Origin of the sequence: Variovorax sp. OK212, from assembly GCF_900112425.1 — a bacterium.
In the GTDB taxonomy this organism is placed as follows: Bacteria; Pseudomonadota; Gammaproteobacteria; order Burkholderiales; family Burkholderiaceae_C; genus Variovorax.
Window position 1 is genome coordinate 169,336 of the sequence record NZ_FOLP01000002.1, and the last position, 25,123, is coordinate 194,458.

Annotated in this window: 25 protein-coding genes; 19 read left to right on the forward strand and 6 right to left on the reverse strand. The window is 69.4% G+C overall.

What is annotated here, in order from left to right:
• Positions 1-3: 3 nt before the first annotated feature.
• From BM004_RS07410 to BM004_RS07480, 15 genes are all read left to right on the forward strand, one after another.
• Positions 4-813 (forward strand): type IV pili methyl-accepting chemotaxis transducer N-terminal domain-containing protein, encoded by an 810-nt coding sequence (locus tag BM004_RS07410; RefSeq protein WP_093213011.1) that lies wholly within the window; start codon positions 4-6, stop codon positions 811-813.
• 19 nt (positions 814-832) lie between these two features.
• The gene (gene nirD, locus BM004_RS07415; RefSeq protein ID WP_093212254.1) at positions 833-1,267 is read left to right on the forward strand and encodes a nitrite reductase small subunit NirD; all 435 of its coding nucleotides are present in this window, start codon (positions 833-835) and stop codon (positions 1,265-1,267) included.
• Positions 1,268-1,270: 3 nt separating this feature from the next.
• On the forward strand, positions 1,271-4,075 hold the full coding sequence (locus BM004_RS07420) for a nitrate reductase (RefSeq protein WP_093212256.1): 2,805 nt from the start codon (positions 1,271-1,273) through the stop codon (positions 4,073-4,075).
• A 194-nt stretch (positions 4,076-4,269) separates the two neighbouring features.
• Positions 4,270-5,175: a DNA-binding protein YbiB gene (ybiB, locus tag BM004_RS07425; protein WP_093128547.1), complete on the forward strand. Its 906-nt coding sequence runs from the start codon at positions 4,270-4,272 to the stop codon at positions 5,173-5,175.
• On the forward strand, positions 5,172-5,987 hold the full coding sequence (gene cobA / locus BM004_RS07430; RefSeq protein ID WP_093212258.1) for a uroporphyrinogen-III C-methyltransferase: 816 nt from the start codon (positions 5,172-5,174) through the stop codon (positions 5,985-5,987). The genes ybiB and cobA overlap by 4 nt, the downstream gene beginning before the upstream one ends.
• 95 nt (positions 5,988-6,082) lie before the next feature.
• Positions 6,083-7,189, forward strand: a complete 1,107-nt coding sequence (locus BM004_RS07435) for an ABC transporter ATP-binding protein (RefSeq protein WP_093212260.1) — start codon at positions 6,083-6,085, stop codon at positions 7,187-7,189.
• 70 nt (positions 7,190-7,259) lie between these two features.
• Entirely contained in the window at positions 7,260-8,528 is a 1,269-nt protein-coding gene (locus BM004_RS07440) for an ABC transporter substrate-binding protein (protein WP_093128543.1), read from the forward strand.
• A 40-nt stretch (positions 8,529-8,568) separates the two neighbouring features.
• Positions 8,569-9,483, forward strand: coding sequence for an ABC transporter permease (locus BM004_RS07445; protein ID WP_093212262.1), 915 nt, complete (start codon positions 8,569-8,571; stop codon positions 9,481-9,483).
• A gap of 1 nt (position 9,484) precedes the next feature.
• Positions 9,485-10,375 (forward strand): ABC transporter permease, encoded by an 891-nt coding sequence (locus tag BM004_RS07450; RefSeq protein WP_093212264.1) that lies wholly within the window; start codon positions 9,485-9,487, stop codon positions 10,373-10,375.
• Positions 10,376-10,442: 67 nt separating this feature from the next.
• Positions 10,443-11,573, forward strand: coding sequence for a sterol desaturase family protein (locus BM004_RS07455; protein WP_093128539.1), 1,131 nt, complete (start codon positions 10,443-10,445; stop codon positions 11,571-11,573).
• Complete coding sequence (locus BM004_RS07460) at positions 11,573-12,361, forward strand: YaeF family permuted papain-like enzyme (protein WP_093212266.1); 789 nt, start codon at positions 11,573-11,575, stop codon at positions 12,359-12,361. The genes BM004_RS07455 and BM004_RS07460 overlap by 1 nt, the downstream gene beginning before the upstream one ends.
• Entirely contained in the window at positions 12,358-13,596 is a 1,239-nt protein-coding gene (locus BM004_RS07465; protein ID WP_177206409.1) for a BaiN/RdsA family NAD(P)/FAD-dependent oxidoreductase, read from the forward strand. Before BM004_RS07460 ends, BM004_RS07465 begins: the two co-directional genes overlap by 4 nt.
• 222 nt (positions 13,597-13,818) lie before the next feature.
• Entirely contained in the window at positions 13,819-14,031 is a 213-nt protein-coding gene (rpsU, locus tag BM004_RS07470; protein WP_007833691.1) for a 30S ribosomal protein S21, read from the forward strand.
• A gap of 109 nt (positions 14,032-14,140) precedes the next feature.
• On the forward strand, positions 14,141-14,590 hold the full coding sequence (locus BM004_RS07475) for a GatB/YqeY domain-containing protein (RefSeq protein WP_093128537.1): 450 nt from the start codon (positions 14,141-14,143) through the stop codon (positions 14,588-14,590).
• The gene (locus BM004_RS07480; protein WP_093128535.1) at positions 14,590-15,060 is read left to right on the forward strand and encodes an NUDIX domain-containing protein; all 471 of its coding nucleotides are present in this window, start codon (positions 14,590-14,592) and stop codon (positions 15,058-15,060) included. The genes BM004_RS07475 and BM004_RS07480 overlap by 1 nt, the downstream gene beginning before the upstream one ends.
• A 9-nt stretch (positions 15,061-15,069) precedes the next feature.
• Here the strand turns inward: BM004_RS07480 and BM004_RS07485 are convergent, their stop codons facing one another.
• Positions 15,070-15,825 (reverse strand): sulfite exporter TauE/SafE family protein, encoded by a 756-nt coding sequence (locus BM004_RS07485; RefSeq protein WP_093212268.1) that lies wholly within the window; start codon positions 15,823-15,825, stop codon positions 15,070-15,072.
• 101 nt (positions 15,826-15,926) lie between these two features.
• Between BM004_RS07485 and BM004_RS07490 the strand changes: the two genes are divergently transcribed.
• Entirely contained in the window at positions 15,927-16,832 is a 906-nt protein-coding gene (locus tag BM004_RS07490) for a LysR family transcriptional regulator (protein ID WP_093128533.1), read from the forward strand.
• On the opposite strand, the gene BM004_RS07495 is transcribed toward BM004_RS07490, so the two are convergent.
• From BM004_RS07495 to pmbA, 5 genes are all read right to left on the reverse strand, one after another.
• The gene (locus BM004_RS07495; protein WP_093213015.1) at positions 16,819-17,811 is read right to left on the reverse strand and encodes an SDR family oxidoreductase; all 993 of its coding nucleotides are present in this window, start codon (positions 17,809-17,811) and stop codon (positions 16,819-16,821) included. The genes BM004_RS07490 and BM004_RS07495 overlap by 14 nt on opposite strands.
• Positions 17,808-18,710, reverse strand: coding sequence for a bile acid:sodium symporter family protein (locus BM004_RS07500; RefSeq protein WP_093212270.1), 903 nt, complete (start codon positions 18,708-18,710; stop codon positions 17,808-17,810). The genes BM004_RS07495 and BM004_RS07500 overlap by 4 nt, the downstream gene beginning before the upstream one ends.
• Before the next feature lie 18 nt (positions 18,711-18,728).
• Entirely contained in the window at positions 18,729-20,060 is a 1,332-nt protein-coding gene (locus tag BM004_RS07505; protein ID WP_093212272.1) for a flavin-containing monooxygenase, read from the reverse strand.
• Positions 20,057-20,965 carry an SDR family oxidoreductase gene (locus BM004_RS07510; protein WP_093212274.1) on the reverse strand — a complete coding sequence of 303 codons (909 nt, stop codon included), beginning with the start codon at positions 20,963-20,965 and terminating at the stop codon, positions 20,057-20,059. Before BM004_RS07510 ends, BM004_RS07505 begins: the two co-directional genes overlap by 4 nt.
• 134 nt (positions 20,966-21,099) lie before the next feature.
• Positions 21,100-22,470: a metalloprotease PmbA gene (pmbA, locus tag BM004_RS07515; protein ID WP_093212276.1), complete on the reverse strand. Its 1,371-nt coding sequence runs from the start codon at positions 22,468-22,470 to the stop codon at positions 21,100-21,102.
• 97 nt (positions 22,471-22,567) lie between these two features.
• Here pmbA and yjgA point away from each other — a divergent pair, with 97 nt between their 5' ends.
• The 3 genes from yjgA to BM004_RS07530 all read left to right on the forward strand — a co-directional run bounded on the left by yjgA (position 22,568) and on the right by BM004_RS07530 (position 25,123).
• On the forward strand, positions 22,568-23,224 hold the full coding sequence (gene yjgA, locus BM004_RS07520; RefSeq protein ID WP_093212278.1) for a ribosome biogenesis factor YjgA: 657 nt from the start codon (positions 22,568-22,570) through the stop codon (positions 23,222-23,224).
• Positions 23,225-23,366: 142 nt separating this feature from the next.
• A complete protein-coding gene (gene mog, locus BM004_RS07525) occupies positions 23,367-23,957 on the forward strand; it encodes a molybdopterin adenylyltransferase (protein WP_093212280.1) in 591 nt (196 codons plus the stop codon).
• 14 nt (positions 23,958-23,971) lie between these two features.
• Positions 23,972-25,123 (forward strand): hypothetical protein, encoded by a 1,152-nt coding sequence (locus BM004_RS07530; RefSeq protein ID WP_093212282.1) that lies wholly within the window; start codon positions 23,972-23,974, stop codon positions 25,121-25,123.

Genomic DNA, 25,123 nt, shown 5'->3' on the forward strand with positions numbered 1-25,123 from the left:
GGTTTGAAACGCAGAGCCTTCATCGCTTCCACGGCCATCGCCGGCATGGGTGTCGGCATGGGGATCGGCATGGGCACCGTCGCCCACGCGCAGGTCCTGGACCTTAACGACGCCATCAACAAGGCGGGTCGCCAGCGCATGCTGTCGCAGCGCGCGAGCAAGGCCTACCTGGCGCTGGCGCAGAACGTCGAGTCGCGCAATGCGCAGCAGGTGCTCGACAAGTCGGTCTCGCTGTTCGAGCGGCAGCTGGGCGAGCTCAAGTCCTTCGCGCCCAGCGCGGCCATTCGCGCCACCTACGACGCGCTCGACGGCGCGTGGGGCGAATTCAAGCGCGAACTCACGGGACTGAATCCCGGCAAGGCCGAAGCCGCCAAGGTGGTGAAGCTCGACGCCGCCGTGCTCGCGCTGGCCAACCAGGGCACCACGCAGTACGAGGCCGCTTCGGGCAAGCCGGTCGGCAAGCTCGTGAACATCGCGGGCCGCCAGCGCATGCTGTCGCAGCGCATGGCCAAGTTCTGCCTGGCCAGCGCCATGCAGATCGACCCGGCGGGCAGCACGGCCGAAATCGGCAAGTCGCGCACCGAGTTCCTCGCGGCGCTCGAGGTGCTGCGCAACGCCCCCGAGGCCACGGCCGCGATCCGCCAGGAACTGGTGCTGGCCGACGCGCAATGGATCTTCTTCAACCGCGGCCTGCAGCGCCTGGATGGCGCGGGCGCGTCGGCCTCGCTGATGTCCGACGTGTTCGTTTCCAGCGAGAACCTGCTCGCGATCATGGACCGCGTGACCGGCCTGTACGCCGAGATCAAGTCATAGAAAAGAAGAGAGCCCCACCATGAGCGATTGGAAAGTCATCTGCCGCATCGACGACATCCCCGTGCTCGGCGCGCGCCGCGTGGCGCGGCCCGCGGGCGTGGACGTCGCCGTGTTCCGCAATGCCGGGGACCAGGTGTTCGCGCTGCTCGACCGCTGCCCGCACAAGGGCGGCCCGCTGAGCCAGGGCATCGTGTTCGGCACCAGCGTGGCCTGCCCGCTGCATAACTGGGCCATCGGGCTGGACGACGGCTGCGCCAGGTCGCCCGACGAAGGCTGCACGCCGCGCTTCGCGGTGAAGGTGGAAGACGGCGTGGTGCACCTGGACGCCGCCGAGCTGGCCACGCATGCCATCGACCTCGAGCGCCCGGTGGCGGGCCCCAGGCCTTACCCGACGATGTCGGTCTTGCCGCTGGAGCCCCTTGAGCCGCTGGGGCCGCTGGGGTCGCTGGAATGAGCCATGACTGAAACACGCTCCACCTGCCCCTATTGCGGCGTCGGCTGCGGCGTCATCATCGAATCCCAAGGCGCCGAGATCACCGGCGTGCGCGGCGACCCCGGCCACCCCGCGAACTTCGGCCGCCTGTGCACCAAGGGCTCGACGCTGCACCTCACGGCCAGCGCCACCGTCACGCGGCAGACGCGCCTGCTGCAGCCCCTGCAGCGCCTGGTGCGCGGCGAAGCGCCCACCGCGGTGCCATGGGACACCGCGCTCGACAACGCCGCCGGCAAGTTCGCGCAGGTGGTGCGCGACCACGGGCCCGACGCGGTGGGCTTCTACGTGTCGGGCCAGTTGCTCACCGAGGACTACTACGTCTTCAACAAGCTCGCCAAGGGCCTGGTGGGCACCAACAACATCGACACCAACTCGCGCCTGTGCATGAGCAGCGCGGTGGCCGGCTACAAGCAGACGCTGGGCGCCGACGCGCCGCCGGCCTGCTACGACGACCTGAAGCACGCCGACTGCCTGTTCATCGTGGGCAGCAACACGGCGTGGGCGCATCCGATTCTGTTTCGCCGCATCGAGGACGCGAAGGCCGCCAACCCGGCGCTGAAGATCGTCGTGGCCGACCCGCGCCGCACCGACACGGTCGAGATTGCCGACCTGTTCCTGCCGATCCAGCCCGGCACCGACGTGATGCTGTTCAACGGCATGCTGCACCTGATGCTGTGGGAAGGCTGGACCGACGCGGCCTACATCGCGGCGCACACCAACGGCTTCGACGCGCTGAAGGCCACGGTGCGCGAGTGCACGCCCGACAAGGTGGCGCAGCTGTGCGGCATCTCGAAGGACGACCTGCTCGCGGCGGCGCGGCTCTTCGCCACCTCGGCGGCCACGCTGAGCCTGTACTGCCAGGGCCTGAACCAGTCGTCGAGCGGCACCGCGAAGAACGCGGCGCTCATCAACCTGCACCTGGCCACCGCGCAGATCGGCCGCCCCGGCGCGGGCCCGTTCTCGCTGACCGGCCAGCCCAATGCCATGGGCGGGCGCGAAGTGGGCGGCCTGGCCAACCTGCTGAGCGCGCACCGCGACCTGGCCAACCCCGGGCACCGCGCCGAAGTGGCCGCGCTGTGGGGCGTACCGTCGGTGCCCGAGAAGCCCGGCAAGACGGCGGTGGAGATGTTCCAGGCCGCGGCCGACGGCGAGATCCGCGCGCTGTGGATCGCCTGCACCAATCCCGCGCAGTCGATGCCCGACCAGGCCACGGTGCGCCGCGCGCTGGAGCGCGCCGAGTTCGTCGTGGTGCAGGAGGCCTTTGCCACCACCGCCACCTGCGCCTTCGCCGACCTGCTGCTGCCCGCCACCACCTGGGGCGAGAAGGAAGGCACCGTGACCAACAGCGAGCGCCGCATCTCGCGCGTGCGCCCGGCCGTTCCCGCGCCGGGCGAGGCGCGCAACGACTGGTCGATTGCCGTGGCCTTCGCGCGCCGGCTCGAGCAGCAGCTGGGCCGCGCCTGCACGCTGTTCCCGTACGACACGCCCGAGCAGGTGTGGAACGAGCACCGCGAGTCGACGCGCGGGCGCGACCTGGACATCACCGGCCTGAGCTACGCGATGCTGGAAACCGCCGGCCCGCAGCAATGGCCGCTGAAGGAAGGCGAAAGCACCGGCCGCGTGCGCCTGTACGAAGACGGCGTGTTCCCCACGCCCGACGGCCGCGCGCGCTTCGTCGACACCGTCTACAAGCCGGTGGCCGAGGCCCGCGAGGCGCGCTACCCCTTCTCGCTGAACACCGGCCGCCTGCGCGACCAATGGCACGGCATGAGCCGCACCGGCACGGCGGGCCGGCTGTTCGGCCATGTGCCCGAACCCATGGTGCAGATGCACGCGCAGGACATGGCGCGCCGCCAGATCCAGGAAGGCGACCTGGTGCACCTGACCTCCAAGCGCGGCTCGATCCTGCTGCCCGCGCGCGCCAGCGCCGAGGTGGGGCTGAACCAGGCCTTCGTCGCGATGCACTGGGGTGAGGAATACCTGAGCGGCTGCTCGTCGACCGGCGCGCGGCTGGCGGGCATCAACGCGCTGACGACGCCGGCCTATTGCCCGACCTCGAAGCAGCCCGAGCTGAAGCACACGCCGGTGAAGATCCTGAAGGCCGAGCTGCCGTGGTCGCTGCTGGGCATGGCCTGGCTGCCGCCCGACGCGGCGCTGGCCGCGCAGCGCGCGCTGCAGCCGCTGATGGCAATGTTTCCGTTCGCGACCTGCGTGCCGTTCGCCGGGAACACGCAAGGCGCGCAAGGTGAAGAACGCAGCGGCATCCTGTTTCGCGCCGCCGCGCACGACGCGCCCGACGATGCGCTGGTCGAGAAGATCGAAGGCCTGCTCGGCCTGCAGGTGGCCGACACCCTGCGCTACGCCGACCGCCGCCGCGGCCAGCGCCGCAGCGCGCGGCTGGTGCGCCGCGCCGACGGCAGCGCCGGGCTCGAGGCCTTCCTGCTGGGCGGCGACACCAGCGCCGAGGCCTGGATCTCCACGCTGCTGCGCGAGGAGCTGCCGGCCCAGAGCTACGGCCGCCTGCTGCTGTCGCCGGGCGCGCGCGCGCCGGTGGCGGTGCAGTCGCGCGGCAAGACCGTGTGCGCCTGCTTCAACGTGGCCGACGCGGCGATCCAGGCCGAGCTGGGGCGCTGCAGCGGCACGCCCGACGAGCGGCTGGCCAAGCTGCAGGGGGCGCTGAAGTGCGGCACGAACTGCGGCTCGTGCATTCCGGAGCTCAAGCGGATGGTGCGGGCGACGCCGGCGGAAGCGCAGGCGCTCACGCCATGACCGCCTGCCTTGCGCTTGCGCCCTCCCCCGCTCGGGGAGGGCCGGGGTGGGGGCCGGGGTGGGTGCCGGCGGCGTCACCATCGGGCGTCCTGCCTGCCCCCATCCCGGCCTTCCCCCGAAGCGGGAAGGAGCCGATCCAAGGCATAAGCCAACTCACATTCCGGCATAAGCCTTGCAGGACAATCCCCCTACCCATGGGAATCAGCCAATACATCAAGGAAATCGGCCGCGGCGCGCGAGGCGCCAAGCCGCTCGCGCGCGAACAGGCCATCGACCTGTTCGGCCAGGTGCTGGACGGCACCGTCACCGACCTGGAACTCGGCGCCTTCTGCCTGGCCATGCGCATCAAGGGCGAGACGCCCGAGGAGATGGCCGGCTTCCTCGACGCCACCCATGCGCGGCTGGACCGCATCCCGGCCGGCGACCGCGCGCTGGTGGTGCTGCCCAGCTACAACGGCGCGCGCAAGCTGCCGGTGCTCACGCCGCTGCTGGCGCTGCTGCTGGCCCGCGAAGGCCTGCCGGTGCTGGTGCACGGCAGCGCCAGCGAAACCTCGCGCGTGCTGGCGTCGAACGTGCTCGCGGAACTCGGCGTGGCGCCGATGACCGCCATCCGCCCCATCGCCAACGGCGAAGCGGCCTTTGCGCCCACCGAACTGCTGAACCCCGCGCTGAAGCGCCTGCTCGACGTGCGCCGCGTGGTCGGCCTGCGCAACCCGGGCCACAGCGTGGTGAAGCTCATGCAGCCCGGTGCCGGCCCCTGCGTGGTGGTGGCCAGCTACACGCACCCCGAATACGCCCGCACCATGGGCGAGACCTTCGAGCTCACGGGCATGACCGCCTTGCTCTCGCGCGGCCTCGAAGGCGAGGTGGTGTCCGACCCGCGCCGCACCGCGCAGATCGACGGCTTCGTGCGCGGCGTGCGCACCGAACTGCAGGCCCAGCAGCCCGGCACCACCGCCGACGTGCCCGGCCTGCCCAAGGAAATCGACGTCGCCACCACCGCCGGCTACACGCGCCGCGTGCTGGCCGGCGAGCTTCCCGTGCCCGAGGCCATCGCGACGCAAGTCAGGCACATCACGCAACTGGCATCCCACGCATGAACAACAACGCCCACCCCACTTCCTCCGCCCTGATCACCGGACGCTGCACGCTGGTGGGCGCCGGCCCCGGCGACCCGGAGCTGCTGACGGTCAAGGCCGTGAAGGCGATCCAGGCCGCCACCGTGCTGCTGGTGGACGACCTCGTGAACGACCAGATCCTGGCCTACGCCCGCCCGGACGCGCGCATCGTGCACGTGGGCAAGCGCGGCGGCTGCAAGAGCACGCCGCAGGCCTTCATCGAGCGGCTGATGATCACGGCGGTGCGCGAGGGCGAGACCGTGGTCCGGCTCAAGGGCGGCGACCCGTTCATCTTCGGACGCGGCGGCGAAGAGGTGGAGCACCTGCGCGACGCCGGCATCGAATGCGCGGTGGTCAACGGCATCACGGCCGGCCTGGCCGCGGTGACCTCGCTGGGCGTGCCGCTCACGCACCGCGACCATGCGCAGGGCGTGGTGTTCGTCACCGGCCACGCCAAGACCGGCGCCGGCGCGGCCGAAGACCCGACCGACTGGCGCGCGCTGGCCGCCACGGCGTACAACGCGCGGCTCACGCTGGTGATCTACATGGGTGTGTCGGGCGCGGGCCACATCGAGCGCGAGCTGCTGCAGGGCCTGCCGGCCGACACGCCGGTGGCCGTGATCCAGCACGCGAGCCTGCCGCACCAGCGGCACATCGCGACCACGCTGGGCAACCTGAAGCACGGCATCGCCGAAGCCGGGCTGGCGAGCCCGGCGGTGATCGTGGTGGGCGATGTGCTGCGCGGGCTGGCCGCGGCCGCCCTGCCGGTGGACGCGGGCAAGTTCGGCACCTGACCCGGCACGGGTCGCGCGGGCGCCGCGCACCGGAGAGTGGCGCGGCCGGCCACCGCGCACCGTCACGTGGCATGGATCGTGCTGAGCCTTCGGCAATGAATGCCGTTGTCACGCCTGTCCCCGCCGCGGTCGAGATCGTCGCGCTCACCAAGCGCTACGCCCCCGGCACCCCGGCCGCCGTCGACCAGATCGACCTGCGCATCGCCAGCGGCAGCTACTGCTGCCTGCTGGGGCCTTCGGGCTGCGGCAAGAGCACCACGCTGCGCATGATCGCCGGCCACGAGTCGGTCACCAGCGGCGACATCCTGCTGGACAACCGCAACATCACCAACCTGCCCGCCGCCGCGCGCGGCACGGCCATGATGTTCCAGAGCTTCGCGCTCTTTCCGCACCTCTCGGCCACCGACAACGTGGCCTTCAGCCTCAAGATGAAGGGCATCGGCAAGGCCGAGCGCCACAAGCGCGCCAACGACCTGCTGGAGCGCGTCGCCATGGGCCACCTGGCCGCGCGCAAGCCCGGCGAGCTGTCCGGCGGCCAGCAGCAGCGCGTGGCGCTGGCGCGCGCGCTCATCACCGAGCCGCGCGTGCTGCTGCTCGACGAGCCGCTGTCGGCGCTCGACCCCTTCCTGCGCATCCAGATGCGCGCCGAGCTGCGGCGCTGGCAGAAGGAGCTGGGCCTGACCTTCGTGCACGTCACGCACTCGCAGGAAGAAGCCATGGCGCTGGCTGACACCATGGTGGTCATGAACCACGGCGTGATCGAGCAGGTCGGCTCGCCGCACGCGGTCTACAACCATCCGGCCAGCGAGTTCGTGGCGCGCTTCATGGGCGGCCACAACGTGCTGGACACGCCGGCCGGCCCGATCGCGGTGCGCAACGACCACATGCGGATCGCCGCGGCGTCCGAGGGCACGGGCGGCCTGGCCGCCACCGTGACCGACGTCGAATACCAAGGTACCTACGTGCTGCTCGGCCTGGCGCTCGATGCCGCCGCGCCGGAGCGCCAGAACGTCTCGGTGCTGCTGGGCGAAGCCGCCTTTCTGGCGCGCCCGTACGCGCAGGGCGAGCCGGTGCGGCTGTCCTGGGCCGAGGCCGACGCGCGCGCGCTCGGCCCCGGCGTCAAGCCGCCGGGCGAGCGGGCATCGGCCCCCGCCGGTGCCTCCCTGCGCGACGACACCGCCGCGCTCGCCATGACCCTGTGAGCGCAGCAGCCGCCAGCTTCCCGTTTTTTCGCGTCCGTTTCATTCCACTTCTTTCCCTGGAGACTCAGCCATGACCGAACCCATCGACTCGTCCGCCGGCGTCAAGCGCCGCATGCTGCTGCAAGGCACGGCCGGCATCCTGGCCACGGGCATCGCGCCCTTCGTGCACGCGCAGGAAAAGGTGGTGCTGCGCTACCTGGGCACCGCGGTGAACCAGGACAAGGCGATCGCCGAGAAGTTCAAGGCCGACACCGGCATCGAGATCCAGTACGTGGCCGTGACCACCGACGACGTGACCAAGCGCGCCGTGACCGCGCCCAACAGCTTCGACCTGATCGACACCGAGTTCTTCTCGCTCAAGAAGATCGTGCCCACCGGCAACCTCAAGGGCATCGACACCAAGCGCGTGAAGAACGCCGACAAGATCACCTCGCTGTTCACCAAGGGCGAGGTGGCCGGCAAGAAGGTGGGCGACCAGGGCACGGCGCCCGTGAAGGTGATCTACCTCGAGGGCGAGAAGAGCAAGGCCTTCGCCAAGTCGGCCACGCAGTACATGTCGCTGATTCCGACCACCTACAACGCCGACACGCTGGGCATCCGCCCCGACCTCATCAAGCGCCCCATCGGCTCGTGGGCCGAGCTGCTGAACCCCGAGTTCAAGGGCAAGACCGCGATCCTGAACATTCCGTCGATCGGCATCATGGACGCCGCGATGGTGGTGGAGGCCAAGGGCATCCACAAGTACGCCGACAAGGGCAACATGACCAAGGCCGAGATCGACCTGACGATCAAGACCCTGATCGAAGCCAAGAAGGCCGGCCAGTTCCGCGCGCTGTGGAAGGACTTCAACGAGTCGGTGAACCTGATGGCCTCCGGCGAAGTGGTGATCCAGTCGATGTGGTCGCCGGCCGTGACGGCGGTGCGCAGCAAGGGCATCGACTGCACCTTCCAGCCGCTGAAGGAAGGCTACCGCGCCTGGGCCTCGGGCTTCGGCCTGCCGGCCACGCTGTCGGGCAAGAAGCTGGACGGCGCGTACGAGTTCATCAACTGGTTCCTCGACGGCTGGGCCGGCGCGTACCTCAACCGCCAGGGCTACTACAGCGCCGTGCTGGAGACCGCCAAGACCAAGATGGAAGCCTACGAGTGGGCCTACTGGATGGAAGGCAAGCCCGCCGCGCAGGACATCAAGAGCCCGCAGGGCGACGTGATCGCCAAGGCCGGCTCGGTGCGCGACGGCGGCAGCTACGAGCAGCGCATGGGCGGCATCGCGTGCTGGAACGCCGTCATGGACGAGAACGAGTACATGGTGCGCAAGTGGAACGAGTTCGTGGCGGCCTGAAAGCCAGCCTGACCTCCCGCCCGAACTCCGCCTTCACTCCGTGAGCGCTCCCGCCACCCGCGCGCCCGCCGCCGCCCCCCTCCATGCCGTGAAGGCGTGGTGGCAGGCGGCGCCGTTCGCGCTGGTGTTCCTGCTGTTCTTCCTGATTCCGCTGGCGCTGGTCGCCATGGTCAGCCTGTGGAATTTCAACGAGTACGAGCTGATCCCGGCCGTCACGCTGCGCAACTACCTGAGCCTGTTCGAGGGCTGTTCGCACCTCACCGACAACGGCGACCTGTGCGTCACGCTCAACACCTACCTGAGCACCTTCAAGTTCTGCCTGCTGGTGTGGGGCATCACGCTGCTGATCGGGTTCTCGGTTGCGTACTTCCTGGCGTTCCACGTGCGCTCGTCGACCGTGCAGACGGTGCTGTTCGTGCTGTGCACGGTGCCGTTCTGGACGTCGAACGTGATCCGCATGATCTCGTGGGTGCCGCTGCTGGGGCGCAACGGCCTGGTCAACCAGGCGCTGATGGGCACGGGCCTGGTGAACCAGCCGGTGGAGTGGCTGCTGTTCTCCGATTTCTCGGTGGTGCTGGCCTTCGTGCACCTGTACACCATGTTCATGATCGTGCCGATCTTCAACAGCATGATGCGCATCGACCGTTCGCTGCTCGAAGCGGCCAGCGACGCGGGCGCCTCGGGCTGGCAGACGCTGTGGAACGTGGTGGTGCCGCTGTCGCGCACCGGCATCCTGATCGGCTCGATCTTCGTCATCACCATCGTGATGGGCGACTTCGTGACCATCGGCGTGATGGGCGGGCAGCAGATCGCATCGATCGGCAAGATCATCCAGGTGCAGACCTCGTACCTGCAGTTTCCGCTGGCCGCGGCCAACGCGATGATTCTTCTGGCGGTGGTGCTGATGATCATCTGGGGCCTGACCCGGCTGGTCGACATACGCAAGGAGCTCTGAGATGCAGACACCCATCAGCGCACAGCGCGCCCCGGGTTTCTGGCCGCTGGCCACCGTGTTCGCGCTCTTCGTGCTGTTCCTCTACGGCCCGATGATCACCATCTTCGTGCTGAGCTTCCAGGGCCCCGAAGGCGGCCTCACGTTCCCGCTGCGCGGCGTGTCGCTGCACTGGTTCCACAAGCTGGCCGAGGGGCTGGGCACGGTGGACATCGGCGCGGCCTTCCGGCGCTCGCTGGCATTGGGCGCGGTGGTGATGGCGTTCACCGTGGTGCTGTCGGTGCTGGCCGGCCTGGCGTTCCGCAAGAAGCTCGCGGGCAGCAATGCCCTGTTCTTCGTGACGGTGGCCAGCCTGATCATGCCGTCGATCATCATTTCGCTGGGCATCGGCCTGCAGTTCCGGCTGCTCGACACCGGCATCAAGGGCATGCTGAGCGCCATGGACGCGACCACGCTGCTCGAAGGCTACGGCACCGCGCTGGGCCTGTTCAGCTCGGCCCTTGGCGCGCACCTGACCTGGACGCTGCCCTTCGGGCTGCTCATCATGTTCGCCGTGTTCAACCGCTTCAACCCGGCCTACGAGGAAGCCGCGCGCGACCTCGGCGCCACGCCGTGGCAGTCCTTCCGCTTCGTGGTGCTGCCGCTGATCGGCCCGTCGATCGTGGGCATCGGCATGTTCGGCTTCACGCTGTCGTGGGACGAGATCGCCCGCACCTCGCAGGCCATCGGCGACGTCAACACGCTGCCGCTGGAGCTGCAGGGGCTGACCTCGACCGTGACCACGCCTTCGATCTACGCGCTGGGCACGGTGACCACCGTGGTGTCGCTGGTGGTCATGGGGGTGGCGCTGGGCGCGGCCGCCATGCTGCGGCGGCGCTCCGTGCGCAAGGCGTGAGCGTTTTTCCTACAGCCCCCTCTAAAATCGCGCTCCAACAAAAGCGCAAGCAAAAGAAGAGGTGGGCATGCTGGATATCGACAAACTCAACGAATTCACCCAGAACCACGGCGAACTGCGCCGTGGCCGCGGGCTGGTCACCGGCACCATCGCGCTGAGCCTGGCCATCCTGTGCTTCCTGGGCGTTCTGGCCTTCCACTTCCCCCAGTACCTCACCACGCCGGAGTTGCGCAAGAGCTACAACGTCGACGTGATGCGCTTCATCCTGCTGGCGGCGCTGGTCATCTCCGGCGGCATGTCGCTGGTGAACATCATCTTCAACCGCTCGCGCTGGCTCTCGTCGGCCGCGTTCCTGCTGGTGGCGGCCTCGGCGCTGCTGGGCGGGCACAAGGTGCCGGTGCACGACTTCGCGGACAACACGCCGTACATCGGGCTGGACTGGTTCATTCTTGACCTGCTGGGCTCGTCGCTGATCTTCATCTTCATCGAGAAGCTGTTCGCGCTGCGCAAGGACCAGCCGGTGTTCCGCGAAGAGTGGCAGACCGACTTCCACCACTTCGTGGTGAACCACATGATCGTGGGCTTCGTGCTGCTGGCCACCAACCTGATGGTGCACAAGCTGTTCGGCTGGGCGGCCAACGACGGTATTCGCGGCTGGGTGGGCAACCTGCCGTTCTGGGCCGGCATCCTGCTGATCGTCCTGGTGGCCGACCTGGTGCAGTACTGGACGCACCGCGCCTACCACGAGGTGCCGGTGCTGTGGCGCCTGCACGCGGTGCACCACAGCGTGAAGAGCATGGACTGGATGGCCGGCTCGCGCCAGCACATCCTCGAACTGCTGATCACGCGCACGCTGGTGCTGGCACCCATCTACGTGCTGGGCTTCAGCAAGGAAGTGATCGACGCGTACATCGTGGTGGTCGGCTTCCAGGCGGTGTTCAACCACTGCAACGTGAGCGTGCGGCTGGGCCCGCTGCGCTACATCATCGTGACGCCCAACTTCCACCACTGGCACCACAGCCAGGACATCGAGGCGCTCGACAAGAACTACGCGGCGCATTACGCCTTTCTCGACTACCTCTTCGGCACGGCCGTGAAGAGCACCAAGCTCTGGCCCGAGAAGTACGGCGTGCTGGGCGACTACGTGCCCAACGGCTTCTTCAAGCAACTGAAGTTCCCGTTCGTCTGGAAAGGCTGATGCGCTTGCGTTTCCAGACCTTTGCGGCCCTGGCTGCCGCGGGCGCCGCCCTGCTGCTCACGGCCTGCGCCACCCGCCTCGACCTGCCCTCCAAGGACAACGGCCTGCGCCTGCGGGTGCAGAGCTCGGTGATCGCGCCGGGCAACGGCGGCGAGCTCATCGCCGCCGACGCGCTGGAGCCGGGCGACATCCTGCTGACCTCGATCGCCACGGTGAACTCCTTCGGCATCCGGCTGGGCACCTTCTCACCGGTGAGCCACGCCGTGCTGTACCTCGGCGACGGCCAGATCGCCGAAGCCGTGGGCACCGGCGTGCGCGCGCGGCCGCTGGCCGAGGTGGTCGACGAAGAACAGATGGTGGTCGCCTTTCGCGTGCCCGGCGTGGACGACGCCGGCGCCGGGCGCATGCGCGCCTGGGCGCTGTCGCAGGTCGGCGCGCGCTACAACACCGTGGGCGTGCTGCTGAACGCGCCCTTCGTGCTGAACCGCCGCCTGTGCGAGCTGCCGCTGGTGCCGGCCGCCGTGAGCCACTACTGCATGAGCGGCATGGCGATGGTGCAACTGGGCGCGAGCCGTGACGACCAGTTCTTCTGCTCGCAGTTCGTGCTCGAGGCCTACAAGCAGGCCGGCCTGCCGATCACCAGCGCCGACCCGCGCTGGGTGAGCCCGGCCGACCTGCTGCACATGCGCGAGGGCGACGTGCCCTCGATCGCCGCCACGCAGCCGCTGCGCTACGTGGGCCACCTCAAATACAACCCGCCGCCGCTGCTGGCGGCCGACGGCCCTTGAGCGCGGCCGACGTGTCCCGCTTCGACGTCGTCGTGATCGGCGCCGGCGCCGCCGGGCTGTTCTGCGCCGGCGTGGCCGGCCAGCGCGGGCTCAAGGTGCTGGTGGTGGACCACAGCGAGAAGGTGGGCGAGAAGATCCGCATCTCCGGCGGCGGGCGCGCCAACTTCACCAACCGCGACCTCGACGTACGCGCGCCGCAGCGCCACTTCATCGGCGACAACCCGAATTTCTGCCGCTCGGCGCTGTCGCGCTATGCGCCGCAGCAGTTCATCGAGCTGGTGCAAAAGCACGGCATCGCCTTCCACGAGAAGCACAAGGGACAGCTGTTCTGCGACGGCTCTTCGCAGCAGATCGTCGACATGCTGCTGGCGGAATGCACCGCGGGCGGGGTCGAGCGGTGGCAGCCGTGCAAGGTCGGGAAGATCGCGTTTTCCGCTGCGGATGCTGATGGAACCGGCACGGGCAGCTATCGAATCGAGAGCGATCGCGGGGTCATCGAGACGGCGAAGATCGTGGTGGCGACGGGTGGCTTGTCGATTCCGCAGATCGGCGCCAGCGACTTCGGCTACCGCCTCGCAGAGCAGTTCGGGCTGCGGCTGGTCACGCCGCGCCCGGCGCTGGTGCCGCTGACCTTCGGCGGCGACGCCTGGGCGCCGTATGCCGAACTGGCCGGGCTGGCATTGCCGGTGCGCATCGAGACCGGGGCCAGGAAGGACAAGATGGCCTTCCTCGAAGACCTGCTGTTCACCCACCGCGGCCTGTCGGGCCCGGCGGTGCTGCAGATCTCGAGCTACTGGAAGCCCGGAACGCCGCTCACGCTGGACTTTGCACCCGGCGTGGACGTGGCCGGATCGCTCGGCGAAGCCAAGCTGCGCTCGAAGAAACGCATCGCCAACGAACTGGCCACGCTGGTGCCCTCGCGGCTGGCGGACGCCTGGGTCGGGCAAGACCCCGCGTTGCAGCGGCCGGTGAACGAAGCGGCCGACAAGGCGCTGGCGGTTTTGTCGGAGCGCATTGCGCGCTGGCAGATCACCCCCAGTGGCACCGAAGGTTACAAGAAGGCCGAAGTCACGGCGGGCGGCGTCGACACGCGCGACCTGTCGTCCCAGACGATGGAATCGAAGCAACCCGGCCTGTATTTCATCGGCGAAGTGGTCGATGTGACCGGCTGGCTGGGCGGGTACAACTTCCAGTGGGCGTGGGCAAGCGCTCATGCGTGCGCCACGGCCCTCTGACTCTCTTCGCCAGGGACACCGCGGAACCGGCTTTGCCGGGCCGCTGGTGTCGCCCCCGGCCAGGGGGAAAAGAAGCGACAGGAAGTGCGTGAAGCCTGTGTGAGTGCTATACTAGCGGGCTAACTTTTGGCCTCCCCTCAACGGCCACAAAATTTTTCAGTTGAGGAACCCCGGCTTTGGGCCTCGATCTCCCCGAGCCAACTTCAGTTCAACGATTCATCAATGACCACCATCCGCGTTAAAGAAAACGAGCCCTTCGACGTCGCACTTCGCCGTTTCAAGCGCACCATCGAAAAGCTCGGCCTGCTGACCGACCTGCGTGCCCGCGAGTTCTACGAAAAGCCGACCGCCGAGCGCAAGCGCAAGAAGGCCGCTGCCGTCAAGCGCCACTACAAGCGCGTGCGCAGCATGCAGCTGCCCAAGAAGCTGTACTAAGCAACGCCCCGGGCGGCAGGCTCTCGACGAAAGTCAGCGCCGTCGCCTCGTTGCCTCAGCCGCGCCAGGGAAACCTGCCGCGGCTTTTGTTTTTTCCGAAAGGTTGCGAATGACACTCAAAGAACAGATCACCGAAGACATGAAGACGGCGATGCGCGCCAAGGACTCCGAGCGCCTGGGCACGATCCGCCTGCTGCTCGCGGCCATGAAGCAGAAGGAAGTCGACGAGCGCGTGGAGCTCGACGACGCCATGGTCATCGCCATCGTCGACAAGATGGTCAAGCAGCGCAAGGACTCGATCGCCGCGTTCACCACCGGTGGCCGCCCCGACCTGGCCGACAAGGAAGCCGCCGAGATCAAGGTGATCGAGGTCTACCAGCCCCAGCGCATGAGCGCCGACGAAGTCGCCACCGCGGTGAAGGCCATCGTGGCCGAGCTGGGCGCCAGCGGCCCCGGCGACATGGGCAAGGTGATGGGCGCGGTGAAGACCCGCCTCGCCGGCAAGGCCGACATGGGCCAGGTCAGCGCAGCGGTCAAGGCCGCTCTGACGGGCGCATGATGACCACCGGCAGCCCCTCCGCTCCGATCCTCAAGGCCTGCGCCTGCATGGTCGACTCGCGAGGCCGGCTGCTGGTGTTCCGCCATCCCGAGGATGGCAACATGCAGCTCCCCAAGGGCACCATCGAGCCCGGCGAGTCGCCCGAGGCCGCCGTGCGGCGCGAGCTGCTCGAAGAGTCCGGCATCGACTACGCCGGCCCGCTGCAGGCGCTGGGCACGCTCGACCGCGAATGCGAAGCCGGCGTGGAAGGCAACACGCACCGCCACCCGCAGCTGTGGCACCTGTTCCTGATGCGCGCCGAAGGCCGGTTGCCCGAGACCTTCCTGCACACCGCCACCGGCAGCCCGGAAGAAGAAGGCCTGGTCTTCCTGTTCCGCTGGCTCGAAGCCGGCGAGGCCATCGACGACTTCGCCCTGCCCTACCGCCAGACCATCGAGCGCGTGCGCGCGGCGCTGCTGCTCGCAGCCTGAGCTCCGCCCTCAGGCCAGGGCGCGTACGACCATGTACGAGCCCAGCAGCGCGAGCCCGACCAGAAAGCAGCGCCGGAACACCGCCACCGGCAGCCGCTTGCGCAGCCAGGTGCCCAGCACCATGCCGCCGACGGCCGGCACCAGCATCGCCAGCGACGCACCCACCGCCGACATCGGATAGCCCCCGTTCCCCGCCAGCCCGATGGCCAGCACCACCGTCGAGGTGGTGAAAGAGATCCCCATCGCCTGGATCAGCGCGTCGCGCTGGAACCCCAGCGCCTGCAGGTACGGCACCGCCGGCACCGCGAACACGCCGGTCACCGCCGTCACCAGCCCCGTGACGACACCCACCAAAGGCCCCAGCCAGCGCGCCTGCGCATCGCTCACGTGCAGTTGCCGCCCGGTCAGGCTCCAGCCCGCGTAGAGCAGCAGCGCCACCCCCAGCGCCACCGAGGCCCAGGCGCCCGCCGGCACGCCCAGCCACAGCGCCCCGCCCAGCGTGCCGATCACCACCCCCACCTGCATGCCGCCGATGCGCCTGAGCACCGGCATGAAGGTCGCGCGCGGCCCGGTCTGCCAGATGTTGGTGACCAGCGACGGCACGATCAGCAGCGCCGCCGCCTGCACCGGCGACATCCACAGCGCGAGCAGCGCCATCGACACCGTGGGCAACCCCAGGCCGATCACGCCCTTGATCACGCCGGCCAGCAGGAACACGGCCGCGGCGGCGGCCCAGAAGCTCGGGAGGTCGTTCGAATGCGTCATCGCGGCCGAGTCTGCCGGGCAATGCCGCGGCTGCAAATGCGGGGTTCGCAGAGCCGGCCTCAGGCTGGGCCTGAGGCTCGTGGTGCACACTCCGGCGAACCATGCGATTCGACCTCACCGATCTGCGGCTCTTCCTGAACGTCGCCGAAGCCGGCAGCCTCACCGGCGGCGCGGCGCGCTCGCACATGACGCTGGCCTCCGCCAGCCAGCGCGTGCGCGGCATGGAAGACGCGCTGGGCACCCCGCTGCTCACGCGCCATGCGCAGGGCGTGCGCGCCACCGAGGCCGGCCGCACGCTGCTGCACCATGCGCGCGTCGTGCTGCAGCAGATGGAGCGGCTGCGCGGCGAGCTCGGCGAATACGGCCAGGGCCTCAAGGGCCACGTGCGCTTCATGTGCGGCACCTCGGCGCTGACAGAGCACCTGCCCGAGGTGCTGAGCCGCTTTCTCGCCGAGCATCCGCGCATCTCGGTCGACCTCGAGGAGCGCGCCAGCCCCGACACGGTGGAGGCCCTGCGCGCCGGCCTGTGCGACATCGGCATCGTCTCGGACGCCATCGACAGCGACGGGCTCGAATGCCACCCCTTCCGCCGCGACGACCTGGTGCTGGTGATGCCGCGCGGCCACGCGCTGGCCGGGCGCCGCCGCCTGCGGCTGGCCGACGTGGTCGACAGCGAATTCGTCGGCCTGCCCGCGGACAGCGCGCTGCAGCAGCTCATCACGCAGCATGTGCGCGCGCTCGGCAAGCACCTGGCCTACCGCGTGCGCGTGCGCAACTTCGAGGCGGTGTGCCGCATGGTGGAGTACGGCATTGGCGTGGGCATCGTGCCGCAGACCGCGGCCGAGCGTTGCGCGCGCTCCATGAAGATCGCGCGCGCCTCGCTCGCCGACGCCTGGGCCGAACGCACGCTGATGGCCTGCGTGCGATCGTCGGAAGACCTGCCGCTCAATGCCCGGCGCATGCTCGAGCACCTGATCGCGCCGCCCGACGAAGCTACGAGGAAGTGATCGGCCGGCCTTGCCGCTTGCGCGCCGCCACGAAGGCATCGAAGGCCTCGCTGCTGGTCTTGCGCGGCACGTAGCCGAAGCGCGCCTTCAGCGCCGTGTTGAGCAGCACCGGCCGGTAGCGCAGGAAGTCCAGCTGTTCGGGCCCGTAGCGGCTCACGCCCAGCGCGGAACCCACCGACAGTGCGGTCTTCAGCACACCGGCCGGCCAGCCGGCGGCGCGCTTGCCCAGGCGCGACGCGATCTCGTGGATCGTCAAGGCACCATCGCCCGCGAGGTTGTAGCAACCGGGCGGTGCGCCGGCGAGCGCATGCGCGATGGCACCCGTCACGTCCTCGTCCCACACGAATACGAAAGGGCTCGCGCTGCCGCGGATGGCAATGAGCCGTTTCTTCTCGAACAGCGCGGTGATCTGGTTGTCCACGTGCTCGCCGAGGATGGTGCCGATGCGCAGCACCGTCTGCGCCAGCGCCGGATGCCGCGCGCGGTAGTCGGCCAGCATCTCTTCCACCTGCCGCTTGTGGTCCGCATAGGCGAACACCGCATTGCCGCGCAGCGGCTGCGACTCGGTCATCCACGCCGGGTTGTCCGCGTGATAGCCGTAGGCCGCGCCGCTGGACGACACCACCACGTGCCGCACGCCGTTCGCCACGCAGGCTTCGAGCACGTTGCGCGTGCCGCCCACGTCCACCGAATGCTCGAACGCGCGGTTCGAGTCCTTGCCCGGCGTGACGATGGAAGCCAGGTGCACCACGGTGTCGATCGCGTGGTCGGCGATGGTCTCGGCGATGCGCGCGTCGCGCACGTCCTGCTGCTGGTAGGCCACGCCCATCAGCCGGCGGTCGGGCGGCACGTCGCGCACGTCGAGGGCCACCAGCACCTCGAGCCCGCCCTGCTCGCACAGCGCGGCGAGCACCGTGCGCCCCAGGAACCCGTCGGCACCCGTCACCAGCACGCGCCTTGCCACGATGCCCCCGCTCATGGCGCCACCGGCCTGCGGCCCCACCAGCCCGCGAGCGCAAGGCCCGCGATGATGTCCCAGAAACCCCACACGCCGGCCACCACGGCCATGCCGCCGAGCCCGCCGAAGAAGCTGAAGATCAACACCAGCCCGAGCCCCGAATTGCGGATGCCCACCTCGATGGCCACCGCCCGCCGGTCGTAGTCGCCCAGCCCCGAGAGCCGCGCGCACAGGTAGCCGGTGCCGAAGGCCAGCGCGTCATGGATGACCACGGCCAGCAGCACCAGCCCCACGTAGTCGAGAAAGAAGCGCCAGTTGCCCGCGATGGCGCCCACGATGAACACGATCAGCGCCACGAAGCTCACGATGCCCACCGGCTTCTTAATGCGCGCCGTGAGCCCCGGCAAGCGGTGCGAGCAGGCCACGCCCAGCACGAACGGAATGCCGATGATCATCACGATGTGCCCCAGCATGTCGAGCGGATCGAGCGCGATGGTCTTCAGCAGCGGCGCGGCCGTCGGGTGCATGCCGCCCCAGAACGCGAAGTTCAGCGGCATCACCACGATGGAGATCGCATTCGAGATCGCCGTCATCGACACCGACAGCGCCACGTTGCCGCGCGCGCGGTGCGTGAGGATCTGCGAGATGTTCCCCGGCGGGCAGCAGGCCACGAGGATCATGCCCAGCGCGATGCTCGGGCCGGGCTTCAGCAGCAGCGTGAGCGCGAAGGTCACGGCCGGCAGCACGACGAACTGCGCGCCGATGCCCACCGCCATCGCGCCGGGCATGCGCGCCACGCGCCTGAAGTCCTCGATGCGCGTGTCCAGCGCGATGCCGAACATCAGGAAGCCCAGCACCACGTTCAGCAGCACCAGCGAGGCCGGGTTGAAGTGCAGGCGGATCTCGTCGACAGGCAGCATGCGGGGGCCCTCGCTGGTTCAGGTGGGGTCGGCCAGTGCCGCGGCCGCGTTGCGCACGGCGGCGCGGTAGGTGTCCTTGTGCACGTAGTACGCCATGCGCTCCAGCTGCAGGTACTTGAAGCCGCCCGACAGGTCGGGAGGCGGCCCCTGCACCGCCGCGCGCAGGGCCTGCGCCTTCGGCGAGCCGCTGGCCTTGGCGCGAAAGTAGCGCGCCACCAGCTCGGCCTGTTCGTAGCGCCCCTGCCAGCCGATGCCGCTCGCTTCGATCATGCCCAGCACGGCGATGTTCTCGAAGCGCGGCGAGAAGATGTTGAGGTACAGCCGCGGCGCCATGCCCTGCCAGTTGAGCAGTTCGCGCTCGATGAACGGGTAGTGCAGCGCGTAGCCCGTGGCCGCCAGGATCAGGTCGTAGTCGCGCGCGCTGCCGTCCTTGAAATGCACCGTGTGCCCGGCCAGCCGCGCAATGTCGCCGCGCACGCCGATGTCGCCATGCCCCACGTGGTGCAGCACCAGCGAGTTCACGATGGGATGCGACTCGTACATCCGGTAGTCGGGCTTCGGGAAGCCGAAGCGCACCGGGTCGCCGGTGAACCACTTGAGCACGGTCGCGTCGATCTTCTGCTTGAGCCACGGCGGCAGCGGGCGCTTGCCGCCCAGCGTGTCGGCGGGCTTGCCGAACACGTACTTGGGCACGAAGTAGTAGCCGCGCCGCACCGAGATGTCGACGCTCTTCGCGTAGTGCACCGCATCGACCGCGATGTCGCAGCCCGAGTTGCCCGCGCCGACGATCAGCACGCGCTTGTCCTTGAAGAGCTCGGCGTGCTTGTAGTCGCTGGTGTGCAGCAGCTCGCCGTCGAAGCGGCCTTCGAACCGCGGGCGCTTGGGCTCGGCCAGCGTGCCGTTGGCGATGACCACGCCCTTGTACTCGGCCGTCTCGCGCGTGCCGTCGGCCGCCTCGGTGCTCACGCGCCAGCGCGTGCCGGGCGCGTCGCTCACCGGCTCGACGCGCAGCACGCGCGTGTGGAATCGAAAGTGCGCGCGCAGACCGAAGCGGTCCGCGAAGTCGCTGAAGTAGCGGCGCAGCTCGCGGTGGCTCGGGTAGTCGGCCACCGTGTCGGCCATCGGGAATTCTGCGAACTCGGTGGTGCGCTTGCTGGAGATGAGGTGCGCCGAGTGGTAGACGGTGGAGCGCGGGTTGTCGATGTCCCACAGCCCGCCCACGTCGCCGTGCGCCTCGAAGCCCTGGAACGGCACGCCGTGCTTCTGCAGGTTGCGCGCGCCGGCCAGGCCCGAAGGGCCGGCGCCGATCAGCGCGATCTGTTCATGGGTCGGTGCGGTGGCGGTGCTCATCGGGTGGGGGGCTCCTTCGACACATCGGAAAGACCTGGAATGGCCGTGGCACCGGCCTCGCCCACGCGCGGCTTGCGCGGCTGGCCGCGCAACAGGCGGTCGTGCAGCGCCTCGGGCAGCAGGTCGAGCGCCTTCGACAGCCAGCCGATGCGCCGCGGCAGCACGACCTTCTCGCGGCCCGCGCCCACGGCGGCCAGCAACCGGCGCGCGGCCTCGTCGGCTTCGAGCAGCCCCGGCATCGCGAAGCGGTTGCCGGCCGTGAGCGCGGTGCGGATGTAGCCGGGGCTGACGGTGTGCACGGTGAGCCCGGTCTCGCGCAGCTCGGCACGCAAACTTTCGAGGTAACGGATCAGCCCGGCCTTGCTCGCGCAGTACGCGCCGTTGCCCGGCATGCCGTGCCAGCCGGCGATGCTGGCCACGCCGACCAGCGCGCCCCTCGCGCCCCTCGCGCGTCTCTCGCCCCTCTCGCCCCTCGCGCCTTCGTCGCCTCTTTTCTGCTCGCGCATGGCGGCCACGAAGGGCTGGAAGGTGGTGGCCGCGCCGAGCAGGTTGATCTCCAGCATGCGGCGGAACACCGCAAGGTCGCCGGCTTCGGCGGTGTCGTAGCCGCCTGCGACGCCCGCGTTGGCAATCACGAGGTCGGGCACGCCGGCCTTCGCCATCCAGTGGGCGGCCATCGCCTGCATGGCGGGGCCCTGGGACACGTCGGGGGTGTAGACCGCGCAGCGTTCGGGCGCGAGCGAGGCCAGCGCCGCGAGCCTGCCGGTGTCGAGCCCCACCAGCGCCACCTGGGCGCCGCCGCCGATCAGCTCACGCGCCAGCGCCTGGCCCAGGCCCCCACAGGCTCCGGTGAGGACGATGTTGCGGAATGGCAGGCGCGGTGGCGGTCGCGGCGACAGGGGCATTGACGCAGTGGCTCCGGGTGGCAAAACCCGGCCACTTTAGCCGCGCGGGTGCGCGGTGCCCCCCGGCATTTCCCCTTGGGTTTCCCCTGGAAGGAGCGGCGTGAAGAGCGGCACGAAAAGCGCCGCCCCCGGGCTCAGCTGCCGGCGATCTTCATCCGGTTCACCAGCACCGACCCCGTGGTCTTGGCGCCGAAGGTGTAGGCGTCGGCACCGATGGCCTCGATGCCCATGAGCATGTCCTTCAGGTTGCCGGCGATGGTGATCTCTTCCACCGGGAAGGCGATCTTGCCCTTCTCCACCCAGAAGCCGCTGGCGCCGCGCGAGTAGTCGCCGGTCACGTAGTTCACGCCCTGGCCCATCAGCTCGATGACGAACAGGCCCGTGCCCAGCTTGGCGAGCATGGCGTCCAGGTCGTCGCCGTGCTTGGTGAGGCGCGAGCTCAGCGTCAGGTTGTGCGAGCCGCCGGCGTTGCCGGTGGTCTTCATGCCCAGCTTGCGGGCCGAATAGGTCGACAGGAAGTAGCCTTCCAGGCGGCCGGCATCGACCACCTTGCGCGCCCGGGTGATCACGCCTTCGTCGTCGAAGGGCGAGCTGCCCTTGCCGCGCATCACGTGCGGGTCTTCGGCCACGTCCACGTGCTTGGGCAGCACCGACTTGCCCAGCGAGTCGAGCAGGAAGGTGCTCTTGCGGTACAGCGCACCGCCGCTCACGGCCTGCACCAGCCCGCCCAGCAGGCCCACGGCCAGCGGCGACTCGAACAGCACCGGGCATTCGGTGGTCTTGATCTTGCGCGACTTCAGCCGGCTGAGCGCCCGTTCGGCGGCGTAGCGGCCCACGGCCTGCGGGCTGGCCAGTTCGTCGGCCGCGCGCATGGAGCTGTACCAGGCGTCGCGCTGCATGTTGTCGCCCTTGCCGGCGATGGGCGCCACCGAAATCGAATGCCGCGAGCTGGCGTAGCCGCCGCGAAAGCCGTGCGTGTGGGCGCTGAAGAAGTGGCTCTGCTGGGCCGAGACGCCCGCACCTTCGCTGTTGGTGATGCGCCTGTCGGTCGACAGCGCGGCCGCTTCGCACTCCAGGGCCAGCTTGGCGGCCTGCTCGCTCGTCACGTCCCAGGGGTGGAACAGGTCGAGCTCGGGGTGGTCCTTGGCGATGTCCGCCTCGTCGGGCAGGCCGCTCACCGGGTCTTCGGCGGTGAAGCGGGCAATGTCGTAGGCCGCCTGCACGGTCTGCTCGATGGCGGCTTCGGAGAAGTCGGAGGTGCTGGCATTGCCGCGGCGGTGCCCCACGTAGACCGTGACGCCCAGCGACTTGTCGCGGTTGCGTTCGACGTTCTCCAGCTCGCCCTTGCGCACCGACACGCTCAGGCCGCAGCCCTCGGAGGCCTCGGCCCCGGCGTCGGTGGCACCGAGCTTCTTGGCATGCGCCAAGGCCGTGTCGACCAGGTTTTCGAAGAAGGAGCGGCTGTAGGCGAAGCCGGAATCGGCGCGCGAGGAGGATGTCGTCATGTGGTGGCTATGATACTTGCGCCCCCCATTTCCCGTTTTCCCTCCAGCTTCCCACTGCGCGTTGCAACGCCGCACGGTGCGGCCCAGAATCCACTCCATGTCCCGCAAACCCAAAAAAGGCTATTTCGTCCGTGGCCAGTTCGTCGCCGAAGGCAGCGAACTCGACCTCGAGCTCAAGCGCGAGCTCAAGGGCTCCGACGATGCCAGCCGCACCGACCTCAAGCGCGAAAGCGACGAGCTGCAGAAGCTCGGCACCGAACTGATGGGCCTGCGCGCCGCCCTGTTCGACGCGCTCCAGCTCGACGAGAAGCTGATCGACGCCCTGGCCGAGGCCAAGCGCATCACCAATTTCGAGGGCAAGCGCCGCCAGATGCAGTTCATCGGCAAGCTCATGCGCAAGCTCGAGCCCGAGGTGCTGGAGGCCGTCAAGCGGGCCCTGGCCGAACAAGACACCGTGCCGGCCGCCGAAACCGCCGCCCTGCACGAGGCCGAACGCTGGCGCGACCGCCTGATTGCCGACGACGACGCCCTGGGCGGCTGGATCGAGACCCACCCGGCCACCGACTCGCAGCAGCTGCGCGCCCTGGTGCGCCAGGCCCGCAAGGACATGAAGGCCGGCCCGGCCGGCGAAGCGCCGCGCCAGGGCAAGGCCTACCGCGAGATCTTCCAGCTGGTGCGCGCGCAGCTGGCGGTGCATGGCGGTGACGACCACGCAGAGGCGGCCGCCGCCCAAGACCGGGAAGAAGACGCATGAGCGTCGGGTCTTTTCCCCTCCCCTCCCGGGGGAGGGACGGGGTGGGCGCACGACGGCCTTCGAGCCGCCATGGCGTCATTGGCGCCGCATGCCCCCATCCCCACCTTCCCCACCTTCCCCCGGAAGGGGAAGGAGCCACACCATGAGCACATCTGACACCGTCCGCATCGGCATCGTCTCCGTCAGCGACCGCGCCTCCAGCGGCACCTACGAGGACAAGGGCCTGCCCTCGCTGAAGGAATGGCTCGGCCGAGCGCTGAAGAACCCGCTCGAATTCGAACCGCGCCTGATCCCCGACGAGGCCGAGCGCATCAGCGCCACGCTGATCGAGCTGGTCGATGCCGGCTGTTCGCTGGTGCTGACCACCGGCGGCACCGGCCCCGCGCTGCGCGACGTGACGCCCGAGGCCACGCTGGCCGTGGCCCACAAGGAAATGCCCGGTTTCGGCGAACAGATGCGCCAGATCAGCCTGCGCTTCGTGCCCACCGCGATCCTGTCGCGCCAGGTGGCGGTGATCCGCGGCAAGAGCCTGATCATCAACCTGCCGGGCCAGCCCAAGTCGATCGCGGAAACGCTCGAGGGGCTGAAAGATGCCGACGGCGCGCAGGTCGTGCCCGGCATCTTCGCGGCCGTGCCCTACTGCATCGACCTGATCGGCGGCCCGTACCTCGAGACGGACGACACGGTCTGCAAGGCCTTCCGGCCGAAGTCGGCCATCCGTCCCGGTCGCTGAGGGCCGCCGGGACCATGCCGGTGGAACTGGCGGACATCTACCGCACCTGCACCGACCACGCCAACGCCGCCCGCCTGCTGGCCGACTGCACGGCGCAAGCCGTGACGTGGCGCTGGGCCACAGAGTCGATGGGCGAGGAAACGCCCTTCCTGCAGGAGCAGTACGGCGGCCCCAGGGCCCGTTGGCTGGCCGACGACCAGGCCGACCCCGAGCGCCACATGCACCACGGCTTCGACGCCGAAGGCCGGCTGGTGCTCCAGCGCCAGAGCCGCGACCGCGCCACGGCCTGGCTGCACGAGGCCGACCGGCGCACCGGCGTGCAGCTGCAGGTGCACGACGGCGAGACCCGCATCGGCACCGTCACCCAGTTCCGCCATGCCGGCGGCCTGCTCGCGTCGCAGCACGTCAGCCACGGCCACAGGGGATTCGACACCCGCTACGAATGGCAAGACGGGCAGCTGCGGCGCGCCGTCACGTCCAACTGGGCCGAAGGCCAGAAGACCTGGCTGTGCCAGGACGTCTACCGCTACGACGAGGCCGCACGGCTGGACACCATCACGCTCGAATACCTCGGCGACGACGGCACGCCCAGCGGCCAGACGCGCCTGAACTACCGCCGCCCGCGCAAGGGCGAGACGCTGGCCACGGTGGCCGCCAAGGTCGAGGCCCTGCTCGTCGACGAGATCGCGCGCGCGCTCCCGCAGATCCCCGCGGAGGAGCCGATCTACTGCCTGCTGATCTGCTACACGCAGGAAGACTTCAACGCCGCATGGCCGCCCTTCCTGGTGTGGGGCCTGGCGTCGTACCGCGACAAGGTGCTCGAGGCCGGTGAAGAGGTCGGCTACCACCTCTGGGCGCCCGACGAAATCCGTGCGGTGCAGGGCGACGCGCACGAACGCTGGTTCGACGACGCGGCGCTGAAGGAAGCCTGCCTGCTGCACGGCCAGTTCATGGACGTCGCGCAGAGCACGGCATCGGCCCGGCGCGTGCTGAAGAATCTCGCGGCGCACTTCAACGCGCCCACCGCGCACGCGATGCTGAACGCGACCGACGACTTCGTCGTCGCGCATGCCGACAACACCGGCGAGATCGACCCGCTCAAGGCCATGAAGACCGCCATCGCGCCCGCGCACTGGGCTTTGCTCAAGGCGCGCGGGCGGGTCTGA